Genomic DNA, 15,254 nt, shown 5'->3' on the forward strand with positions numbered 1-15,254 from the left:
ACGGTGTCAACGTGAACGCGAAACCGGTCGTGACAGTGCTTCATGCCGAAGCAGTGCCCGATCGTGGGCGGATGGCTCCGGTGTCCGAGCTCGCCACCGTGCGCTACACCGACCGAGCCGGACTGGCCGACGCACTCGACGGCGCCGAGGTTCTGTTCGCCTACGATTTCTTCACCGACGCCCTGCCCGAGGCGTGGCATGCCGCCAAGTCCCTCCGATGGATCCATGTCGCAGCAGCGGGGGTCGATGCCCTGATGTTCCCGGAACTTCGCGACAGCGATGTGGTCGTCACCAACTCTCGCGGCGTATTCGACGAGGCGATCGCCGAATACGTTCTCGCGCAGATACTCGCGTTCGCCAAGGACATCTCCGAATCGCTCCGCCTCCAGCACGAGCGCATCTGGAAGCACCGGGAATCCGAACGTATCGCCGGTCGTTCCGTGCTCGTCGTGGGCACGGGCCCGATCGGCCGTGCGATCGCGCGGTTGCTCACCGCCGTGGGCATGAAGGTACGCGGATCGGGCAGGCGGCCACGCGACGACGACCCCGATTTCGGCATTGTCACCGCGACCCGCGACCTTCCGAGCGTCGTCGGCGAGGCCGATTTCGTCGTCGTAGCTGCACCCCTCACCGATCAGACCCGGTACCTGTTCGACGCTCGACTGTTCGCCGCGATGAAGCCCGGAGCACGGTTCGTCAACGTCGGGCGGGGCGAACTGGTGCGCACGGACGACCTGGTCGCGGCGCTGCGGTCGGGAACGATCGCCGGCGCCGCCCTCGATGTGCTCGACATCGAACCGCCACCCGACGATCACCCCCTCTGGGACATGCCGAACGTGGCGATCACCCCACACAATTCGGGAGACTTCCTCGGTTGGCGCGATGCACTGGTGGACGTCTTCGTCGACAATTTCCTTCGTCGGAGCAGCGGCGAACCTCTTCGGAACGTGGTTGACAAGAAACTCGGTTACGTACCCGGCGCGTGAGGATCGGCAGCGTCCGAGACAAGGAGGCACGATGGAGCCCACAGACATGACCGCCGTCGAACTCGTGTCGGCATTCTCCACAGGCGAACTGTCTCCCGTCGAGGCGACGAAGGCCGTACTGGAACGGATCGCGCAATACGATCCCGAGATCAACTCCTTCTGCCTCGTCGACGAGGAAAGAGCACTCGAGCAAGCACGCAAGTCGGAAGATCGCTGGCGTACAGGATATTCGAAAGGACTTCTCGACGGGGTCCCGATCTCGATCAAGGACGTCTTCCTCACTGACGGATGGCCGACGCTGCGTGGTTCGCAGGCGATCGACGAGTGCCAGGATTGGAATGTGGACAGTCCGGCCGCTGCCCGTCTGCGCGAGGACGGAATGGTGTTGGTGGGCAAGACGACCACCCCCGAGATTGCCTGGAAGGCGGTAACCGACTCGGCGCTGTGCGGGGTCACCGTCAATCCTGTGGATCGGACGAAGACCGCCGGCGGTTCGTCCGGCGGCAGTGCAGCAGCGGTCGCGGCAGGTTTCGGCCCGTGCTCGGTGGGCACGGACGGCGGCGGAAGCATCCGCATTCCGGCATCGTTCTGCGGGGTCGTCGGCTTCAAACCCACCCACGGGCGCATCCCCCTCTTTCCCGCGAGCCCGTTCGGCCCGCTCGCGCATGCCGGACCCATCACGCGGACCGTCGAGGACGCGGCATTACTCACCGACATCCTCGCTCTGCCCGACCCTCGCGACCCCACAGCGTTGGCACCACCCCTTGCGACCTTCCGCGGCGGCCTCAACCGCGAGGTGGCGGGAATGGATGTCGCCTACTCGAAGAATCTCGGATATGTCCGCGTGGATCCCGAGGTCGGCGAGATCGTCGACCGGGCCGTGCGCGTCCTCGACGAGGCCGGATTACGGGTGACTGCGGCCGATCCCGGTTTCGATGATCCTCTGGAGGCGTTCGAGAACCTTTGGGCGGCAGGCGCAGCCACCATGCTCGGACACTTCCCCGAGGGCGCACGCGACAAGGTGGATCCCGGGCTCGGGCGTGTGTGGAGCCACGGCGAGAATCTCGGAGCAGTCGACTACCTCGAAGCGCGCGCGGTCGCCGCGTCGATCGGAATCACGATGGGAATCTTCCATCAGAAGTACAACGTGCTGATCACACCGACGATGCCGATTCCCGCCTTCGAAGCAGGCCACGACGTACCGCCGGGTTCGTCTGCGACCTCGTGGCCACAGTGGACCCCGTTCACCTACCCCTTCAATCTCACACAGCAACCTGCCATCAGCCTCCCGGTGGGGACCACCTCGGCGGGTCTGCCGGTAGGTCTGCAGATCATCGGGCCGCGGCACTCGGACGACCTGCTGCTCGCCGTCGCGAGATTCGCCGAGCATGCACTGAGCTGAACGGAGCAGGCACGGAAGTCGCGCGACGCTCGCGCGACTTCCCTGCCGTCCGAAGAGGATTGCGCTACGCGCGAGCGAAGCTCAGGGTCTCCCCCACGACGCCCTGGATCCACAGGTCGTTGCACGCGACGGCGAGTTCGGGCAGCCCTTCCTCGATGGTCGCGAATACGTTGCCGGGCACCCAGCCCACGTCGCCGTTGAGCAGCAGGTTGTTCCTCCCGTAGAACAGAGCGAGGTCGGTGGCGCCCTGCGCCGCGTGCGCTTCCGAGCCGGGCTCGTAACCGTAGGCGGGATTACCGATCTCCCAGGGTTCGAAGTCGAACAGGCATATGTCACCGGGAATCGGAGTCACAGTGGGGTTCTCTCGACGTGGTGCCGCCTCGATCCGCGGTACGAGGGTGTAGAGCTCGTTACGGGCGTACTTGGCGTGGAAGGCGGCACCACTCTGAGGCAACGCGTTCCATACGGCTGCACAGGTCAGGGGCGCTTTGCCATCGAGAAGCCTTGCCTTGCAAACAATGTCACGCTTGTCGAGAGTGATGGTGATGTATCGGGTCACGCGGGCTCCTCGTTCGACGGATCATCCTATCTCGGCGAGAACCTCGGACCAGATCCCGAGCGCATCCTCGACCTGCTGTGCGGTGACGACCAGGGGCGGGATCATACGGACCACGTTCATGTGGGCACCGCAGGTCAACAGCAGCACCCCTTTCCGTGACGCCAATTGCTGCGCCGCACTCGCGCGATCCCGGTCGGGCGTCCCGCCGGTGGTGAACTCCACGCCCACCATGAGGCCGAGTCCGCGCACATCACCGATGGCCTCGGTTGCGCTTTCACGTGCACCGGAAAGCAGTTCGCGCCCGCGCACGGCGGCATTCTCGACGAGTCCTTCCTTCTCTATCACCTCCAGCGTCGCGACCGCCGCCGCACACGAGACGGCGTTGGCTCCGTATGTTCCGCCCTGCGACCCCGGCCAGGCACGCGCCATGAGTTCTTCGGAAGCGGCGATCCCCGACAGCGGGAAACCGCTCGCGAGCCCCTTGGCTATGGTGATGACATCAGGCCGTACGTCGAAGTGCTGGTGGCCGAAGAACTTTCCGGTTCTTCCGAAACCCGTCTGGATCTCGTCGAAGACGAGCAGGATGCCGTGCTCGTCGGCTCGCTGTCGCAATCCCTGGAAGAAGCGCGCGTTTCCGGGAACGTATCCCCCTTCACCGAGTACGGGTTCGACGACGAAGGCCGCGGTCTCGCCGGGTGCCGAAACGGTCGCGAACAGATAATCCAGTTCTCGCAGTGCGAAATCGGTGGCCTCCTCCTCCGACCAGCCGTACCGATAGGCCGTGGGGAAGGGAGCGATGTGCACGCCGCCCATGAGTGGTGAGAAGCCTGCGGAGAAGCGTGTTCCCGAGGTCGTCATCGTGGCAGCCGCGACGGTCCGGCCGTGAAAACCCCCGTGGAAGACGATGATATTGGGGCGGCCTGTGGCCTGCCGGGCCAGCCGTAACGCCGCTTCGACGGCTTCGCTGCCCGAATTCGCGAAGAACAACGAGTCGAGCGTCTCGGGCAGTACCGCGCCGAGGCGTTCGGTGAGTTCGAGCAGGGGCCGGTGCATCACCGTCGTGTACTGCCCGTGGATGAGCGACCCGGCCTGGCGCCGGACGGCCTCGACGACGTGCGGATGACAGTGGCCGGTGCTCGTGACACCGATACCTGCGGTGAAGTCGAGATATCGACGTCCGTCCGTGCCGTGGACGTAACACCCTTCGGCGTGGTCGACGGTGACGGGAGTGGCCTGAAGCAGACGTGGTGAAAGGCGGGTCATGAGAGTCCCTCCGAACGGCCGGGGTACGGACCCGTAGCCTGTTGTCGGATTGTTGACAATATGGATAACACGCGGGCAGGTGCGGCGCAATGCCAGGCGATGTAACAGGGGCGTTTCGTCCGACCTACCGGAGGGCATTCGCACTTCAGGAAGCGGCATCTCCCCACGGATGAGGACATCATGATCAGCAACGACGACATCGACACCCTCGCTCGCGCCACCGCATACGGTCCCGACGGTGACAAACTCGGACGCGTCGGAGAGGTGTATCTGGACAACGACTCGGGCCGGCCCGCATGGATCACCGTCGTCACGGGCCTGTTCGGGACACGCCGGCACTTCGCCCCCATCGACGAGGCTGTGCTCGACAGCACGGGAGTGCGCCTGCCCTACGACAAGGACACCATCACCGGTGCGCCGAACGTCGACGAGAACGGCGAACTGACTCCGCTCGAGGAAGACGAACTGTATCGCTACTACCGCCGGGCCGGGGGTGATCCTGCGGGAGACGTCCCGGTCGGTTCCGCCGATGAAAGCGGAATCACCGGCACCGGAGACCGAGGCGTCTCCGAAGCCGGAGCCTCCCACGATCGCGCCGGCGCCGGAGGTGGCGGACTCGTCAGTGGTATACCGGGTGCCGATCGTCCCGGTGGTGAGACGGGAGCACCACACGCGTCCGAGCAGCACGCCACGGCGACTCCACCCACGAATACGCCCACGCCGGGGCAGTCGCACGCGCCCAGTCCCGACTTCGCCCGAGAGGGGATCGCCGGCGACTACCGGCCGAGCGAAGGGCAACGGGACGAATCACTCGAGCACTCCATGCCCGGGCATACCGGGTCGACACCGTCCGCGCCGTCTGCGCCGTCTGCGCCGTCTGCGCCGACCGGGGCAGCACACCCCGGCGCGGACAGCGCTCGGCACGCTGCCCCCGGCTCGGGCGCAGATCAGGAGATCGTGGGTCCGGGACCGACCGGCCCCGCGCACTTCACACCTCCGGCACGCAACGACGCCGAGACGGAGAGCCCGACGCCCCGGAGTGAGCACGACCCCGAGCGGCCGCGTAAACCACGCCTGGTCCGTCGCGTCGTGACCACGGAGTACTACGAGGAGGTTCCGGACGACGACGCCGGCCGTTCCTGAGTTCCGCCCACACGACGACGAAGCCGGGGTGGCCACCGCTCGGTGTGCCGCCCCGGCTTCGTCGTGCCGGTCTACAACCAGGTGTCCTCCGTGACGGAGGTGAGAAACGCTTCGAGATCGTCGCGCCACGGTGCCGGAGTCGTCTTCTCCGGTTCGATCCCGGTGTACTGTCCGCGGTAGAAGAGCAGTGGCCGCTCCTGCTCGTCGCGCACCTCGCTCAGCGAGGACACACGCCCGAACACCACCCAGTGGTCTCCCCCGTCGTGCACGGTCTCGACCGTGCAGTCGATGTGCGCGAGCGATCCGGTGAGGATCGGTGAGCCCAGCGGCGACCGCGTCCATGCGATGTCCGCAAACTTGTCGGGTTCGCGGGAGCCGAAACGGGCACAGGTCTGCTGCTGCTCCTCGGCGAGCACGTTGACGCAGAACCTGCCCGACCGCTCGATTGCGGACCACGACCGCGACTGCTTGGTCGGACAGAACAGCACGAGCGGCGGATCGAGGGACAATGCCGCGAACGACTGGCACGCGAAGCCCACGGGAGCGCCGGTCTCGTCGACCGTCGTGATGACGGTGACGCCCGTGCAGAACTGTCCGAGCACGGTGCGGAAGGCCTTCGGGTCGATCTCGGTGCCGTCGGTCCGGGCACCGTCACCGCTCGGGGCGGTCATTACTGCATTCCCACCGAAAAATCGTGACCCCACAGACTCACAGCCGTGGATTCACGGGCGATCCAGTCCTGGTCTTCGACCTGCAGCCCCTCGCACCCGAATTCGACGTCGAACCCGCCGGGGGTCTTCATGTAGAAGGACAGCATCTTGTCGTTGACGTGCCGCCCCAACGTCGCCGACATCTTGACCTTCTTGCGCAGCGCCCGGTCGAGAGCGAGACCGACGTCGTCGGAGTTCTCCACCTCGATCATGAGGTGCACGATGCCCGTGGGGGTGGGCATGGGCATGAACGCGAGGCTGTGATGGCGCGGATTGCATCCGAAGAACCGGAGCCAGGCCGGCTTCCCGTCGGCAGGACGGCCGACGAGTTGCGGAGGCAGCCTCATCGAGTCGCGCAGACGGAAGCCGAGCACATCGCGGTAGAAGCGGAGCGATTCCTCGTCGTCGTGCGTGGAGAGCACCACGTGTCCGAGTCCCTGTTCGCCGGTGACGAACCGGTGTCCGTACGGGCTCACCACACGGCGATGCTCGAGTGCGGCACCGTGGAAAGCCTCGAGGGTGTTACCGGACGGATCCTGGAAGACGATCATCTCGTCGACGCGGCGGTCGGCCAACTGTTCGGCGGTGCCCTCCTTGAACGGGACACCCGCAGCCGAGAGATTGTCGCGGACCTGCTGGAGGTCCGCCGAGTTGGCGGTCTCCCAGCCCGAGACGAGCAGCTTGTCGGTCTCGTGCGGCTCGATCACCAGCCGGGCGGGGAAGTCGTCCATCCGGAGGTACAACGCCTCGGGATCGGTGCCCTTGCCCTCGATCATGCCGAGCACCTTGAGGCCGTACTCGCGCCACGCGGGGACGTCGGTGGCCCCGATCCGGAGATATGCCAGTGATCGGATACTCATCTATTCGACTCCGTCCGTGAGGAAATCCACTGTCAGTCGGTTGAATTCGTCGAACTTCTCGAGTTGCGCCCAGTGCCCGCAGCCGCCGAAGACGTGCAATTGCGCCCGCGGGATCATCTTCAGGGCGACGAGTGCACCGTCGAGCGGATTCACGCGGTCCTCACGCCCCCAGATGAGCAGTACCCGCTGACGAAGCTTGTAGGCGTCGCGCCAGAGCATCCCCTTCTCGAATTCGGCGCTGGAGAACGACTTGCCCATCGCCTTCGCCGCTGCCAGCGACTCGGGCGAACTCGCCGACGCGAAGCGCTCGTCGACCAGTTCGGGAGTGATGAGCGACTGGTCGAAGACCATGATCCGCAGGAATGCCTCGAGGTTCTCTCGGGTGGGCTCGTAGGCGAACTTGCCCAGATTCTTCACTCCCTCGGTGGGGTCGGGCGCGAAGAGATTGACACTCAGACCACCCGGGCCCATCAGGACCAGCCGGCCCGCCCGGTCGGAATGATCGAGCGCGAACCTCACGGCGGCACCACCACCGAGGGAATTACCGAGCAGGTGGACACGGTCGGTGATACCGATGGTGTCGAGCAGGTCCTTCAGGGCGGACGCACTGTGCACGAAGTACTGCGGATGCTCGGTCGGCTTGTCGGATTTGCCGTAGCCGGGCTGGTCGACGGCGAGCACGTGGAACCGCTGGGCGAGAACCGGAATGTTCTTGGCGAAGTTCGACCACGACGATGCGCCCGGACCGCCACCGTGCAGCAGCACAATCGTGGTGTCGTTTCCGACTCCTGCTTCGTGGTAGTGCAGGCGGAGGTCGTCGCGGACCTGCGCGAAACGCGAGGTCGATTCGTAGGTGATCTCGTCGATTGCGGTCACGTCCCCTCCTAGACCATCGTGTCCGTGAGCGGCAGCCCGAACTCGGCTGCACCGAACATCACGTAGGCCCGCTCGGCGTCGTTGGCGGCGTGCACGCGACCTGCATGGGCGTCGCGCCAGAAACGCTGGATCGGCGTACCGTCGGCGAGCGCGGTGGCACCCGAGTTCTCGAAGAGACGGTCGATCGACGTGATGGCACGACCGGTCGCACGGACCTGATCGCGGCGGGCGCGCAGGCGCAGTTCCATCGGAACTTCCTCGCCGGCGACGAGGTGGGCGTATTCGTCGGCGACATTGCCCGCCAGTTGACGCCAGGCAGCATCGATGTCGCTGGAGGCTTCGGCGATGCGCACCTTCGCGAACGGATCGTCCTTGGCCTTCTCGCCCGCGTAGGCCGCGCGAACCCGCTTGCCCTGGTGTTCGACGTGCGCGGCGTACGCACCGTAGGCCATACCGACGATCGGCGCGGAGATCGTAGTGGGATGGATCGTGCCCCAAGGCATCTTGTAGACCGGTGCGGTGTTGCGCTCGAGCCCGGGAGAGGCGAGGTCGTTCATGGTCTTGAAGCTCAGGAAGCGGTGAGTGGGGACGAACACGTCCTTCACCTTCACCGTGTTGGAACCGGTACCGCGGAGACCGACGACGTGCCACACGTCGTCGATCTCGTATTCCGAACGCGGGATCAGGAAGCTGCCGAAGTCGACGGGCCTGCCGTCCTTGATGACCGGACCGCCGACCACGACCCATGTCGCGTGGTCGCATCCGGACGACCAGGCCCACGCGCCGTTGACCTTGTATCCGCCCTCGACGACCTCGCCGGCGCCCATCGGCGCGTAGGACGACGAGATCCGGACGTCGGTGTCCTCACCCCAGACCTCTTCCTGCGCCTGCTGACCGAAGAGCGCGAGGTGCCAGTTGTGGACGCCGATGATGCCGGACACCCAGCCGGTCGACCCGCACGCACTCGCGATGTTGCGTACAGCGGTGTAGAAGGTGACCGGATCGGCCTCGTATCCGCCCCACTGCGCCGGTTGCAGAAGTTTGAAGAATCCGGCCTCCTGGAGCTCCTTGATGGAGTCGTCGGGTACCCGGCGCAGATTCTCCGCTTCCTGCGCACGTTCGCGCAGCGTGGGCAGCAGTGCGTCGATCCGCTGCAGTACGTCGTGGCTGTCGTGGTCCCCCACTGGACGCTCCCGTCTGTTCAGGAATTGATCGCTTCTCCCGAGACTAGAACATGTTCTTATTCGTGTCGAGAGATGGCAGTTGCGCTGGTAAACGATCTCGAGCAAGGGACCAAAGTCATCGAATGCTTTCGCTCGTCCGACAAATTCTATAACGTGTTCTAGAGAGAATTCCGGAAGGAAGTGAGCGGACATGGCACAGATTCGCGAGATCGACGTCGGAGAAACCCGGACCCGGTTCGCGCGAGGCTGGCATTGCCTCGGACTCAGTCGCACATTCAAGGACGGCAAGCCCCATGCCGTGGAAGCCTTCGGCACCAAACTCGTCGTGTGGGTCGACAGCACAGGCGAGTTGAAGGTGCTGGACGCCTACTGCCGCCATATGGGCGGCGACCTCTCCCAGGGGGAGATCAAGGGCGATTCGGTGGCGTGCCCGTTCCACGACTGGAGGTGGGGCGGCAACGGCAAGTGCACCGACATCCCCTACGCCCGACGCGTCCCGCCGCTCGCACGCACACGGGCATGGACGACGATGGAGCGCCACGGCCAACTGTTCGTGTGGAACGACCCGGAGGGCAACCCACCTCCGGAGAACGTCACGATTCCCGAGATCGAGCAGTACGGCAGCGACGAATGGACGGACTGGACCTGGCACCAGATCCTCATCGAAGGCTCCAACTGCCGAGAGATCATCGACAACGTCGTCGACATGGCGCACTTCTTCTACATCCACTACGCGTTCCCGACGTTCTTCAAGAACGTCTTCGACGGGCACATCGCGGAGCAGTACCTCAACACTCGCGGCCGCCCCGACAAGGGCATGGCGACGCAGTACGGAATGGAGTCGACCCTCGAGTCCTACGCGGCCTACTACGGGCCGTCCTACATGATCAATCCGCTGACCAACAGCTACGGCGGATACAAGACCGAATCGGTGCTGATCAACTGCCACTACCCCATCACCCACGATTCGTTCATGCTGCAGTACGGCATCATCGTCAAGCGGCCGACCGGCATGTCCGCCGAGCAGTCCGACGTCCTCGCAGCCAAGTTGACCGAAGGTGTCGGCGAGGGCTTCCTGCAGGACGTCGAGATCTGGAAGAACAAGACCAAGATCGAGAATCCCCTGCTCTGCGAGGAGGACGGTCCGGTCTATCAACTCCGACGCTGGTACGAGCAGTTCTACGTCGACGTTGCGGACGTGACCGACAAGATGACGGGCCGGTTCGAGTTCGAGGTCGACACCGCCAAGGCGAACGAGGCCTGGCAGAAGGAAGTCGCCGAGAACCTCGAACGCAAGAAGCGCGAGGAAGAACAGGGCAAGCAGGAAGCGGAGGTGTGACGATGAGCGCCTCGACCCGTCGGAGCAGATGGGCGAAGTCCCCGGACTTCGCCGAATGGCCCGGTCGAGCCGAGGCCATCGCAGCCCAGACAGCGATCGACAAGATCAACTATCTCGACTCCGGGCAGCACGAGATCCGGTGCCGTGAATGCGGCACCTGCGTCCTCGTGCGGAAGAGCAGCCTGTCGCATACGAGCGTGCAATGGCAGGACGATCCCGACATCGTCTGTCCCACCTTCCGCGAGACGGCTGCGGTCAGGGGTTCGTCCGTCCTGCCGCGCCGGGGCTGCCCGGAACTCGGCGCGAGTATCGACCAGGCCGTGCTCGACGGAGCTCTTCCCGTGGCCGACAAGCCCGAGCCGTAAGCGGCCCGAGAACGCGATCTTCCGCGCGACGGCACCGTCCCATCGACGGTGCCGTCGCGTTTTCTCTTCCCGTCGAGGACGGTTCGTTTCGGGGATGGACTCCGCAACACCATTTCTATAACGTGTTCTACATGACGAAGCAGGAGTACGACATCGTTGTCGTCGGCAGCGGTGCCGGCGGAATGACCGCCGCCATCACCGCTGCCCGCAAGGGCGCCGACGTGGTCCTGATCGAGAAGGCGTCACGATACGGCGGTTCGAGCGCACGTTCGGGCGGCGGTGTGTGGATTCCGAACAACGAGGCTCTGAAGGCGGCGGGGGTCGACGACACTCCGGAGGACGCCCGGAAATACCTCCACAGCATCATCGGCGACGACGTGCCCGCCGAGAAGATCGACACCTACATCGACCGCGGGCCGGAGATGCTCTCCTTCGTCCTGAAGAACAGCGCACTCGAACTGCAATGGGTACCGGGCTATTCCGACTACTACCCCGAGGCGCCCGGAGGCAGGCCGGGCGGCCGGTCGGTCGAACCCACACCTTTCGACGGGCGGCGACTCGGCGAGGATCTCGCACTGCTCGAACCGGACTATGCCCGCGCTCCGAAGAACTTCGTCATCACCCAGGCCGACTACAAGTGGCTGAATCTCCTCATGCGCAATCCCCGCGGGCCGCTACGCGCGGCGCGGGTCGGCGCCCGATTCGTCTGGGCCAATCTCACCAGAAAGCACCTGCTCGTTCGTGGCCAGGCGCTCATGGCCGGCCTGCGAATCGGCCTGCGGGACGCCGGAGTCCCCCTCCTCCTGGACACCGCGTTGACCGACCTCGTCATCGAGGACGGCACGGTCCGCGGTGTCGAGGTCGTCGCCGACGGGGAGAAGCGGACCATCCGAGCCAGGAAGGGCGTGATCCTCGCGAGCGGCGGTTTCGAGCACAACGCCGAGATGCGCGCGGAGTACCAGCGTCAGCCGATCGGCACCGAATGGACCGTGGGCGCGAAGGCCAACACCGGCGACGGCATCCGCGCCGGCCAGAAGCTGGGTGCTGCAGTCGATTTCATGGACGATGCCTGGTGGGGACCGTCCTTCACCCTCACCGGCGGCCCGTGGTTCGCATTGTCGGAACGCAGCCTCCCCGGATGCCTCATGGTCAATGCCTCGGGCAAACGCTTCGTCAACGAGTCGGCTCCGTACGTGGAGGCGACCCACGCGATGTACGGCGGCGAGCACGGACGTGGTGAGGGGCCGGGCGAGAACATTCCCAGCTGGCTGATCCTCGACCAGCGATATCGCGACCGCTACACCTTCGCCGGCATCACACCCCGCACCCCCTTCCCCCGCCGGTGGATCGAGGCCGGGATACTCGTCAAGGCCGGGTCCGTCGCCGAACTCGCCGAGAGGATCGGGGTACCCGCCGACGCCCTCAGCGAGACTGTGCAGCGGTTCAACGGATTCGCGCGCGCCGGAAAGGACGACGACTTCGGTCGCGGCGAATCCCACTACGACCACTACTACGGGGATCCGCGCAACAAGCCGAATCCGAGCCTCGGTGTCGTCGACAAGGCTCCGTTCTACGCATTCAAGGTGGTACCGGGCGATCTCGGCACCAAGGGCGGCCTCGTCACCGACGTCCACGGACGGGTCGTGCGCGAGGACGGCAGCGTGATCGACGGCCTCTACGCGACCGGCAACGTCAGCTCGCCGGTCATGGGTCACACCTACGCCGGACCCGGCGCCACCATCGGACCGGCCATGACCTTCGGCTATCTCGCCGCGCTCGACATCCTCGACCGCACCCGTGAGGACTCGACCGAGGTACAGCGAGAATCCGCCGACACCGTGTGATCCACCCTCCCCAGTTCGAGCCGAAGAAAGGAAGCGCCCCGTGCCCATCGACCCCTCGGTCGCCGTCGGAGCCGAACTGCCCGCCCTCGAATTCGAGTGGAGCAGCACCGATGTCCAGCTCTACAACCTCGGCATCGGCGCCGGAGCCCGGCCCACCGACCAGGGGGAGCTTCGGTATCTGCGGGACAAGGACCCCCAGGTGCTCCCCTCCTTCGCAACCGTCGCCGCGACCTTCCACCAGGTAGAGCCGCCGCGCGTGTCGTTCCCCGGGATCGAGATCGATCTCGCCAAGGTCGTACACGGGAGCCAGGAGGTGACCGTGCATGCACCCATCCCGTCTTCGGGCAAAGGCCGCACCGTCACCCGGATCGCCGAGGTGTGGGACAAGGGCAAAGCCGCAGTCGTCGTTCAGGAGTCGGTGACCGAGGACCTCGAGGGTAACCCCCTGTGGACCGCCCGGTCGTCCATCTTCGCGCGCGGTGAGGGTGGATTCGGCGGCGAACGCGGACCGTCGGACGCGGTGGCGATCCCCGACCGTGCACCGGATGCCGAGTTCGACGTGCCGACGCTCCCGCAACAGGCGTTGCTGTACCGGCTGTGCGGCGATCGGAACCCGCTCCATTCCGACCCCGCATTCGCCTCCGCAGCAGGTTTTCCCGCGCCCATCCTGCACGGGCTGTGCACCTACGGCATCGTGTGCAAGGCGGTCACCGACGGACTGCTGGACGCGGATGCGTCCCGCGTACAAAGCTTCCGGGCCCGTTTCGCCGGCGTGGTCTTCCCCGGCGAAACACTTCGGGTCCGCGTGTGGAACGACGGAGAACGCAAACTCGTCACCGCAGCCGTGATCGAGCGCGACCTCGCTCCTGCCCTCGCCGACGTCGTCCTCACCGTGGCGTGAACGTCTCCCTTCCGAAAGAGCAACATAAACAATGACACTTCGTGATTCGTCGCCGCGTCTGTCGCGGCGCGGCTTCCTCGCGGCCGGCGCCGGCGCACTCGCAGTCTCCGCCTTCGGTGGCTGGACACCGGTCTACGCCGTCCCCTCCGGGTCTTCGGCGGCGACCCTTCCCACCCCTCCGGCCTTCCCCGGCGGCATCGAGCTCTACCAGCAGGCGTACCAGAACTGGTCGAAAGAGATCATGCTGGACGCGATCTGGACCTGCGCTCCCCGAACTCCCGACGATGTGGTGCGCCTGGTGAACTGGGCCCACGCGAACGGCTACACCATTCGCCCTCGTGGAGCCATGCACGGCTGGACTCCCCTGACGATCGTCAACGGCGCTCCCGTCGACCGGGTGATCCTCGCCGACACCATGCTTCATCTCAACTGGGTGCAGGTCGACCCCGGTGGCTCACCTGCGACCGTCACGGCAGGCCCCGGCGCAACACTCGACGCCATCACCACCGCACTGCAGGATCACGGCCTCGGCTTCGCGAACCTGCCCGCTCCCGGTGTGTTGTCGATCGCGGGAGCATTGGCCGTCAACGCGCACGGGGCGGCGCTGCCCGCCGACGGTGAATCCACACTCCCCGGTCATACCTTCGGGTCACTGAGCAATCTGATCACCGAACTGACCGCCGTCGTATGGGACGGAAATGCCTACGCGCTGCGTACCTTCGATCGCTCCGACCCCGAGATAACGCCGCTGCTCACTCACCTCGGCCGCACCTTCATCACCTCCGTCACCCTGCAGGCCGGGCCGAACTACCGCATGCGGTGCCAGTCTTTCACCGACATCACCTGGCAGGAACTGTTTTCTCCGGCCGGCGCGCCGGGACGAACCTTCGAATCGTTCGTCGCTTCCGCGGGTCGCGCCGAGGCGATCTGGTATCCGTTCACGGAGCGCCCGTGGACGAAAGTGTGGTCCCTCGCGCCGGAGAAGCCACCGGCCTCACGCGAGGTTACCGGCCCGTACAACTACCCGTTCTCCGACAATGTCCCCGAACCGATCACCGACCTTCTGGGACAGATCACGGCCGGGAACACCTCCATCGCGCCGGCCTTCGGACAGACCTATTACGGCGTGACCGTGGCCGGTCTCGCAGCGACCGGGTCGTCCGACATCTGGGGCTGGTCGAAGGATCTGCAGTTCTACATCAAGGCGACGACGCTGCGCCTCACCGAGGGCGGCGGCGCTGTACTCACCAACCGCGCCAATGTCGCGAACGTCATCCACGACTTCGCCCACTGGTTCGCCGAGCGCATCGAGCACTATCGCAGCCTGGGCCAGTTCCCCCTCAACGGTCCGGTCGAAATCCGTTGCTGCGGACTGGACCGACCGGACGAGGTCCTCGTACCGTCGGCCGGTCCGCCGACGATCTCCTCGACGCGTCCCCGCCCCGACCATCCGGAATGGGACACGGCCATCTGGCTCAACGTTCTCGGTGTCCCGGGAACTCCCGGTATGTTCGCCTTCTATCGCGAGATGGAACAGTGGATGCGGCAGCGGTACAACGGCAGTGACTCCACCTTCCGTCCCGAATGGTCCAAGGGCTGGGCGTTCGGACCCGATCTGCCGTACACCGACGAGCGGATCCTGACCCGGGACCTTCCGGACACCTACCGGGAAGGCGTTCCGTCGGAAGAGAACTGGGATTCGGCTCGCGCGGTCTACAACCGCCTCGATCCGCATCGGGTCTTCAGCAACACCTTCATCGACACGTTGCTTCCCTGATCGCAGAACACGGGCACGGCGCAGCCCTTTGCTAGGGTCCACCTC

Annotated in this window: 14 protein-coding genes; 8 read left to right on the top strand and 6 right to left on the bottom strand. The window is 65.5% G+C overall.

Annotated elements, in window-relative coordinates:
* Positions 1 to 11: 11 nt before the first annotated feature.
* Positions 12 to 986: a D-2-hydroxyacid dehydrogenase gene (locus ABZ789_RS19970; RefSeq protein WP_358427436.1), complete on the top strand. Its 975-nt coding sequence runs from the start codon at positions 12 to 14 to the stop codon at positions 984 to 986.
* A gap of 31 nt (positions 987 to 1,017) precedes the next feature.
* Entirely contained in the window at positions 1,018 to 2,388 is a 1,371-nt protein-coding gene (locus ABZ789_RS19975) for an amidase (RefSeq protein WP_358427439.1), read from the top strand.
* A 64-nt stretch (positions 2,389 to 2,452) separates the two neighbouring features.
* On the opposite strand, the gene ABZ789_RS19980 is transcribed toward ABZ789_RS19975, so the two are convergent.
* Together ABZ789_RS19980 and ABZ789_RS19985 are read right to left on the bottom strand one after the other, a co-directional pair.
* Complete coding sequence (locus tag ABZ789_RS19980) at positions 2,453 to 2,947, bottom strand: DUF3830 family protein (protein WP_358427442.1); 495 nt, start codon at positions 2,945 to 2,947, stop codon at positions 2,453 to 2,455.
* A 21-nt stretch (positions 2,948 to 2,968) separates the two neighbouring features.
* Positions 2,969 to 4,210 carry an aminotransferase class III-fold pyridoxal phosphate-dependent enzyme gene (locus ABZ789_RS19985; protein ID WP_358427445.1) on the bottom strand — a complete coding sequence of 414 codons (1,242 nt, stop codon included), beginning with the start codon at positions 4,208 to 4,210 and terminating at the stop codon, positions 2,969 to 2,971.
* A gap of 180 nt (positions 4,211 to 4,390) precedes the next feature.
* On the opposite strand from ABZ789_RS19985, the gene ABZ789_RS19990 reads away from it, so the two are divergent.
* The gene (locus tag ABZ789_RS19990) at positions 4,391 to 5,353 is read left to right on the top strand and encodes a PRC-barrel domain-containing protein (RefSeq protein WP_358427448.1); all 963 of its coding nucleotides are present in this window, start codon (positions 4,391 to 4,393) and stop codon (positions 5,351 to 5,353) included.
* A 71-nt stretch (positions 5,354 to 5,424) separates the two neighbouring features.
* Here ABZ789_RS19990 and hsaB read toward each other — a convergent pair whose 3' ends face one another.
* Genes hsaB through hsaA form a run of 4 tightly spaced genes read right to left on the bottom strand, consistent with a single transcriptional unit; the run spans position 5,425 to position 8,983 of the window.
* Positions 5,425 to 6,024: a 3-hydroxy-9,10-secoandrosta-1,3,5(10)-triene-9,17-dione monooxygenase reductase subunit gene (gene hsaB, locus ABZ789_RS19995; RefSeq protein ID WP_358427451.1), complete on the bottom strand. Its 600-nt coding sequence runs from the start codon at positions 6,022 to 6,024 to the stop codon at positions 5,425 to 5,427.
* On the bottom strand, positions 6,024 to 6,923 hold the full coding sequence (gene hsaC, locus ABZ789_RS20000) for an iron-dependent extradiol dioxygenase HsaC (protein ID WP_358427454.1): 900 nt from the start codon (positions 6,921 to 6,923) through the stop codon (positions 6,024 to 6,026). Before hsaC ends, hsaB begins: the two co-directional genes overlap by 1 nt.
* Positions 6,924 to 7,799 carry a 4,5:9,10-diseco-3-hydroxy-5,9,17-trioxoandrosta-1(10),2-diene-4-oate hydrolase gene (gene hsaD, locus ABZ789_RS20005; protein ID WP_358427457.1) on the bottom strand — a complete coding sequence of 292 codons (876 nt, stop codon included), beginning with the start codon at positions 7,797 to 7,799 and terminating at the stop codon, positions 6,924 to 6,926.
* Between the two features lie 8 nt (positions 7,800 to 7,807).
* Positions 7,808 to 8,983: a 3-hydroxy-9,10-secoandrosta-1,3,5(10)-triene-9,17-dione monooxygenase oxygenase subunit gene (hsaA, locus tag ABZ789_RS20010; protein WP_358427460.1), complete on the bottom strand. Its 1,176-nt coding sequence runs from the start codon at positions 8,981 to 8,983 to the stop codon at positions 7,808 to 7,810.
* 190 nt (positions 8,984 to 9,173) lie between these two features.
* Here hsaA and ABZ789_RS20015 point away from each other — a divergent pair, with 190 nt between their 5' ends.
* From ABZ789_RS20015 to ABZ789_RS20035, 5 genes are all read left to right on the top strand, one after another.
* The gene (locus tag ABZ789_RS20015; RefSeq protein WP_358427463.1) at positions 9,174 to 10,322 is read left to right on the top strand and encodes a Rieske 2Fe-2S domain-containing protein; all 1,149 of its coding nucleotides are present in this window, start codon (positions 9,174 to 9,176) and stop codon (positions 10,320 to 10,322) included.
* Between the two features lie 2 nt (positions 10,323 to 10,324).
* Positions 10,325 to 10,687 carry a hypothetical protein gene (locus ABZ789_RS20020; protein ID WP_358427465.1) on the top strand — a complete coding sequence of 121 codons (363 nt, stop codon included), beginning with the start codon at positions 10,325 to 10,327 and terminating at the stop codon, positions 10,685 to 10,687.
* Positions 10,688 to 10,818: 131 nt separating this feature from the next.
* Positions 10,819 to 12,531 (top strand): 3-oxosteroid 1-dehydrogenase, encoded by a 1,713-nt coding sequence (kstD, locus tag ABZ789_RS20025; RefSeq protein WP_358427468.1) that lies wholly within the window; start codon positions 10,819 to 10,821, stop codon positions 12,529 to 12,531.
* Positions 12,532 to 12,571: 40 nt separating this feature from the next.
* Positions 12,572 to 13,432 (top strand): MaoC/PaaZ C-terminal domain-containing protein, encoded by an 861-nt coding sequence (locus ABZ789_RS20030; protein WP_358427471.1) that lies wholly within the window; start codon positions 12,572 to 12,574, stop codon positions 13,430 to 13,432.
* Between the two features lie 31 nt (positions 13,433 to 13,463).
* A complete protein-coding gene (locus ABZ789_RS20035; protein WP_358427474.1) occupies positions 13,464 to 15,209 on the top strand; it encodes a cholesterol oxidase substrate-binding domain-containing protein in 1,746 nt (581 codons plus the stop codon).
* The last annotated feature ends 45 nt before the right edge of the window (positions 15,210 to 15,254 follow it).

Origin of the sequence: Rhodococcus sp. NPDC047139, assembly GCF_040643435.1 — a bacterium.
GTDB lineage: Bacteria > Actinomycetota > Actinomycetes > Mycobacteriales > Mycobacteriaceae > Rhodococcus.

Excerpts from the sequence above, each read along its gene's own strand:
- hsaB (WP_358427451.1), bottom strand. The coding sequence starts at position 6,024 with ATGACCGCCCCGAGCGGTGACGGTGCCCGGACCGACGGCACCGAGATC.
- ABZ789_RS19990 (WP_358427448.1), top strand. The coding sequence starts at position 4,391 with ATGATCAGCAACGACGACATCGACACCCTCGCTCGCGCCACCGCATAC.
- ABZ789_RS20015 (WP_358427463.1), top strand. The coding sequence starts at position 9,174 with ATGGCACAGATTCGCGAGATCGACGTCGGAGAAACCCGGACCCGGTTC.
- ABZ789_RS20035 (WP_358427474.1), top strand. The coding sequence starts at position 13,464 with ATGACACTTCGTGATTCGTCGCCGCGTCTGTCGCGGCGCGGCTTCCTC.
- hsaC (WP_358427454.1), bottom strand. The coding sequence starts at position 6,923 with ATGAGTATCCGATCACTGGCATATCTCCGGATCGGGGCCACCGACGTC.
- ABZ789_RS19985 (WP_358427445.1), bottom strand. The coding sequence starts at position 4,210 with ATGACCCGCCTTTCACCACGTCTGCTTCAGGCCACTCCCGTCACCGTC.
- ABZ789_RS20020 (WP_358427465.1), top strand. The coding sequence starts at position 10,325 with ATGAGCGCCTCGACCCGTCGGAGCAGATGGGCGAAGTCCCCGGACTTC.
- ABZ789_RS19975 (WP_358427439.1), top strand. The coding sequence starts at position 1,018 with ATGGAGCCCACAGACATGACCGCCGTCGAACTCGTGTCGGCATTCTCC.
- kstD (WP_358427468.1), top strand. The coding sequence starts at position 10,819 with ATGACGAAGCAGGAGTACGACATCGTTGTCGTCGGCAGCGGTGCCGGC.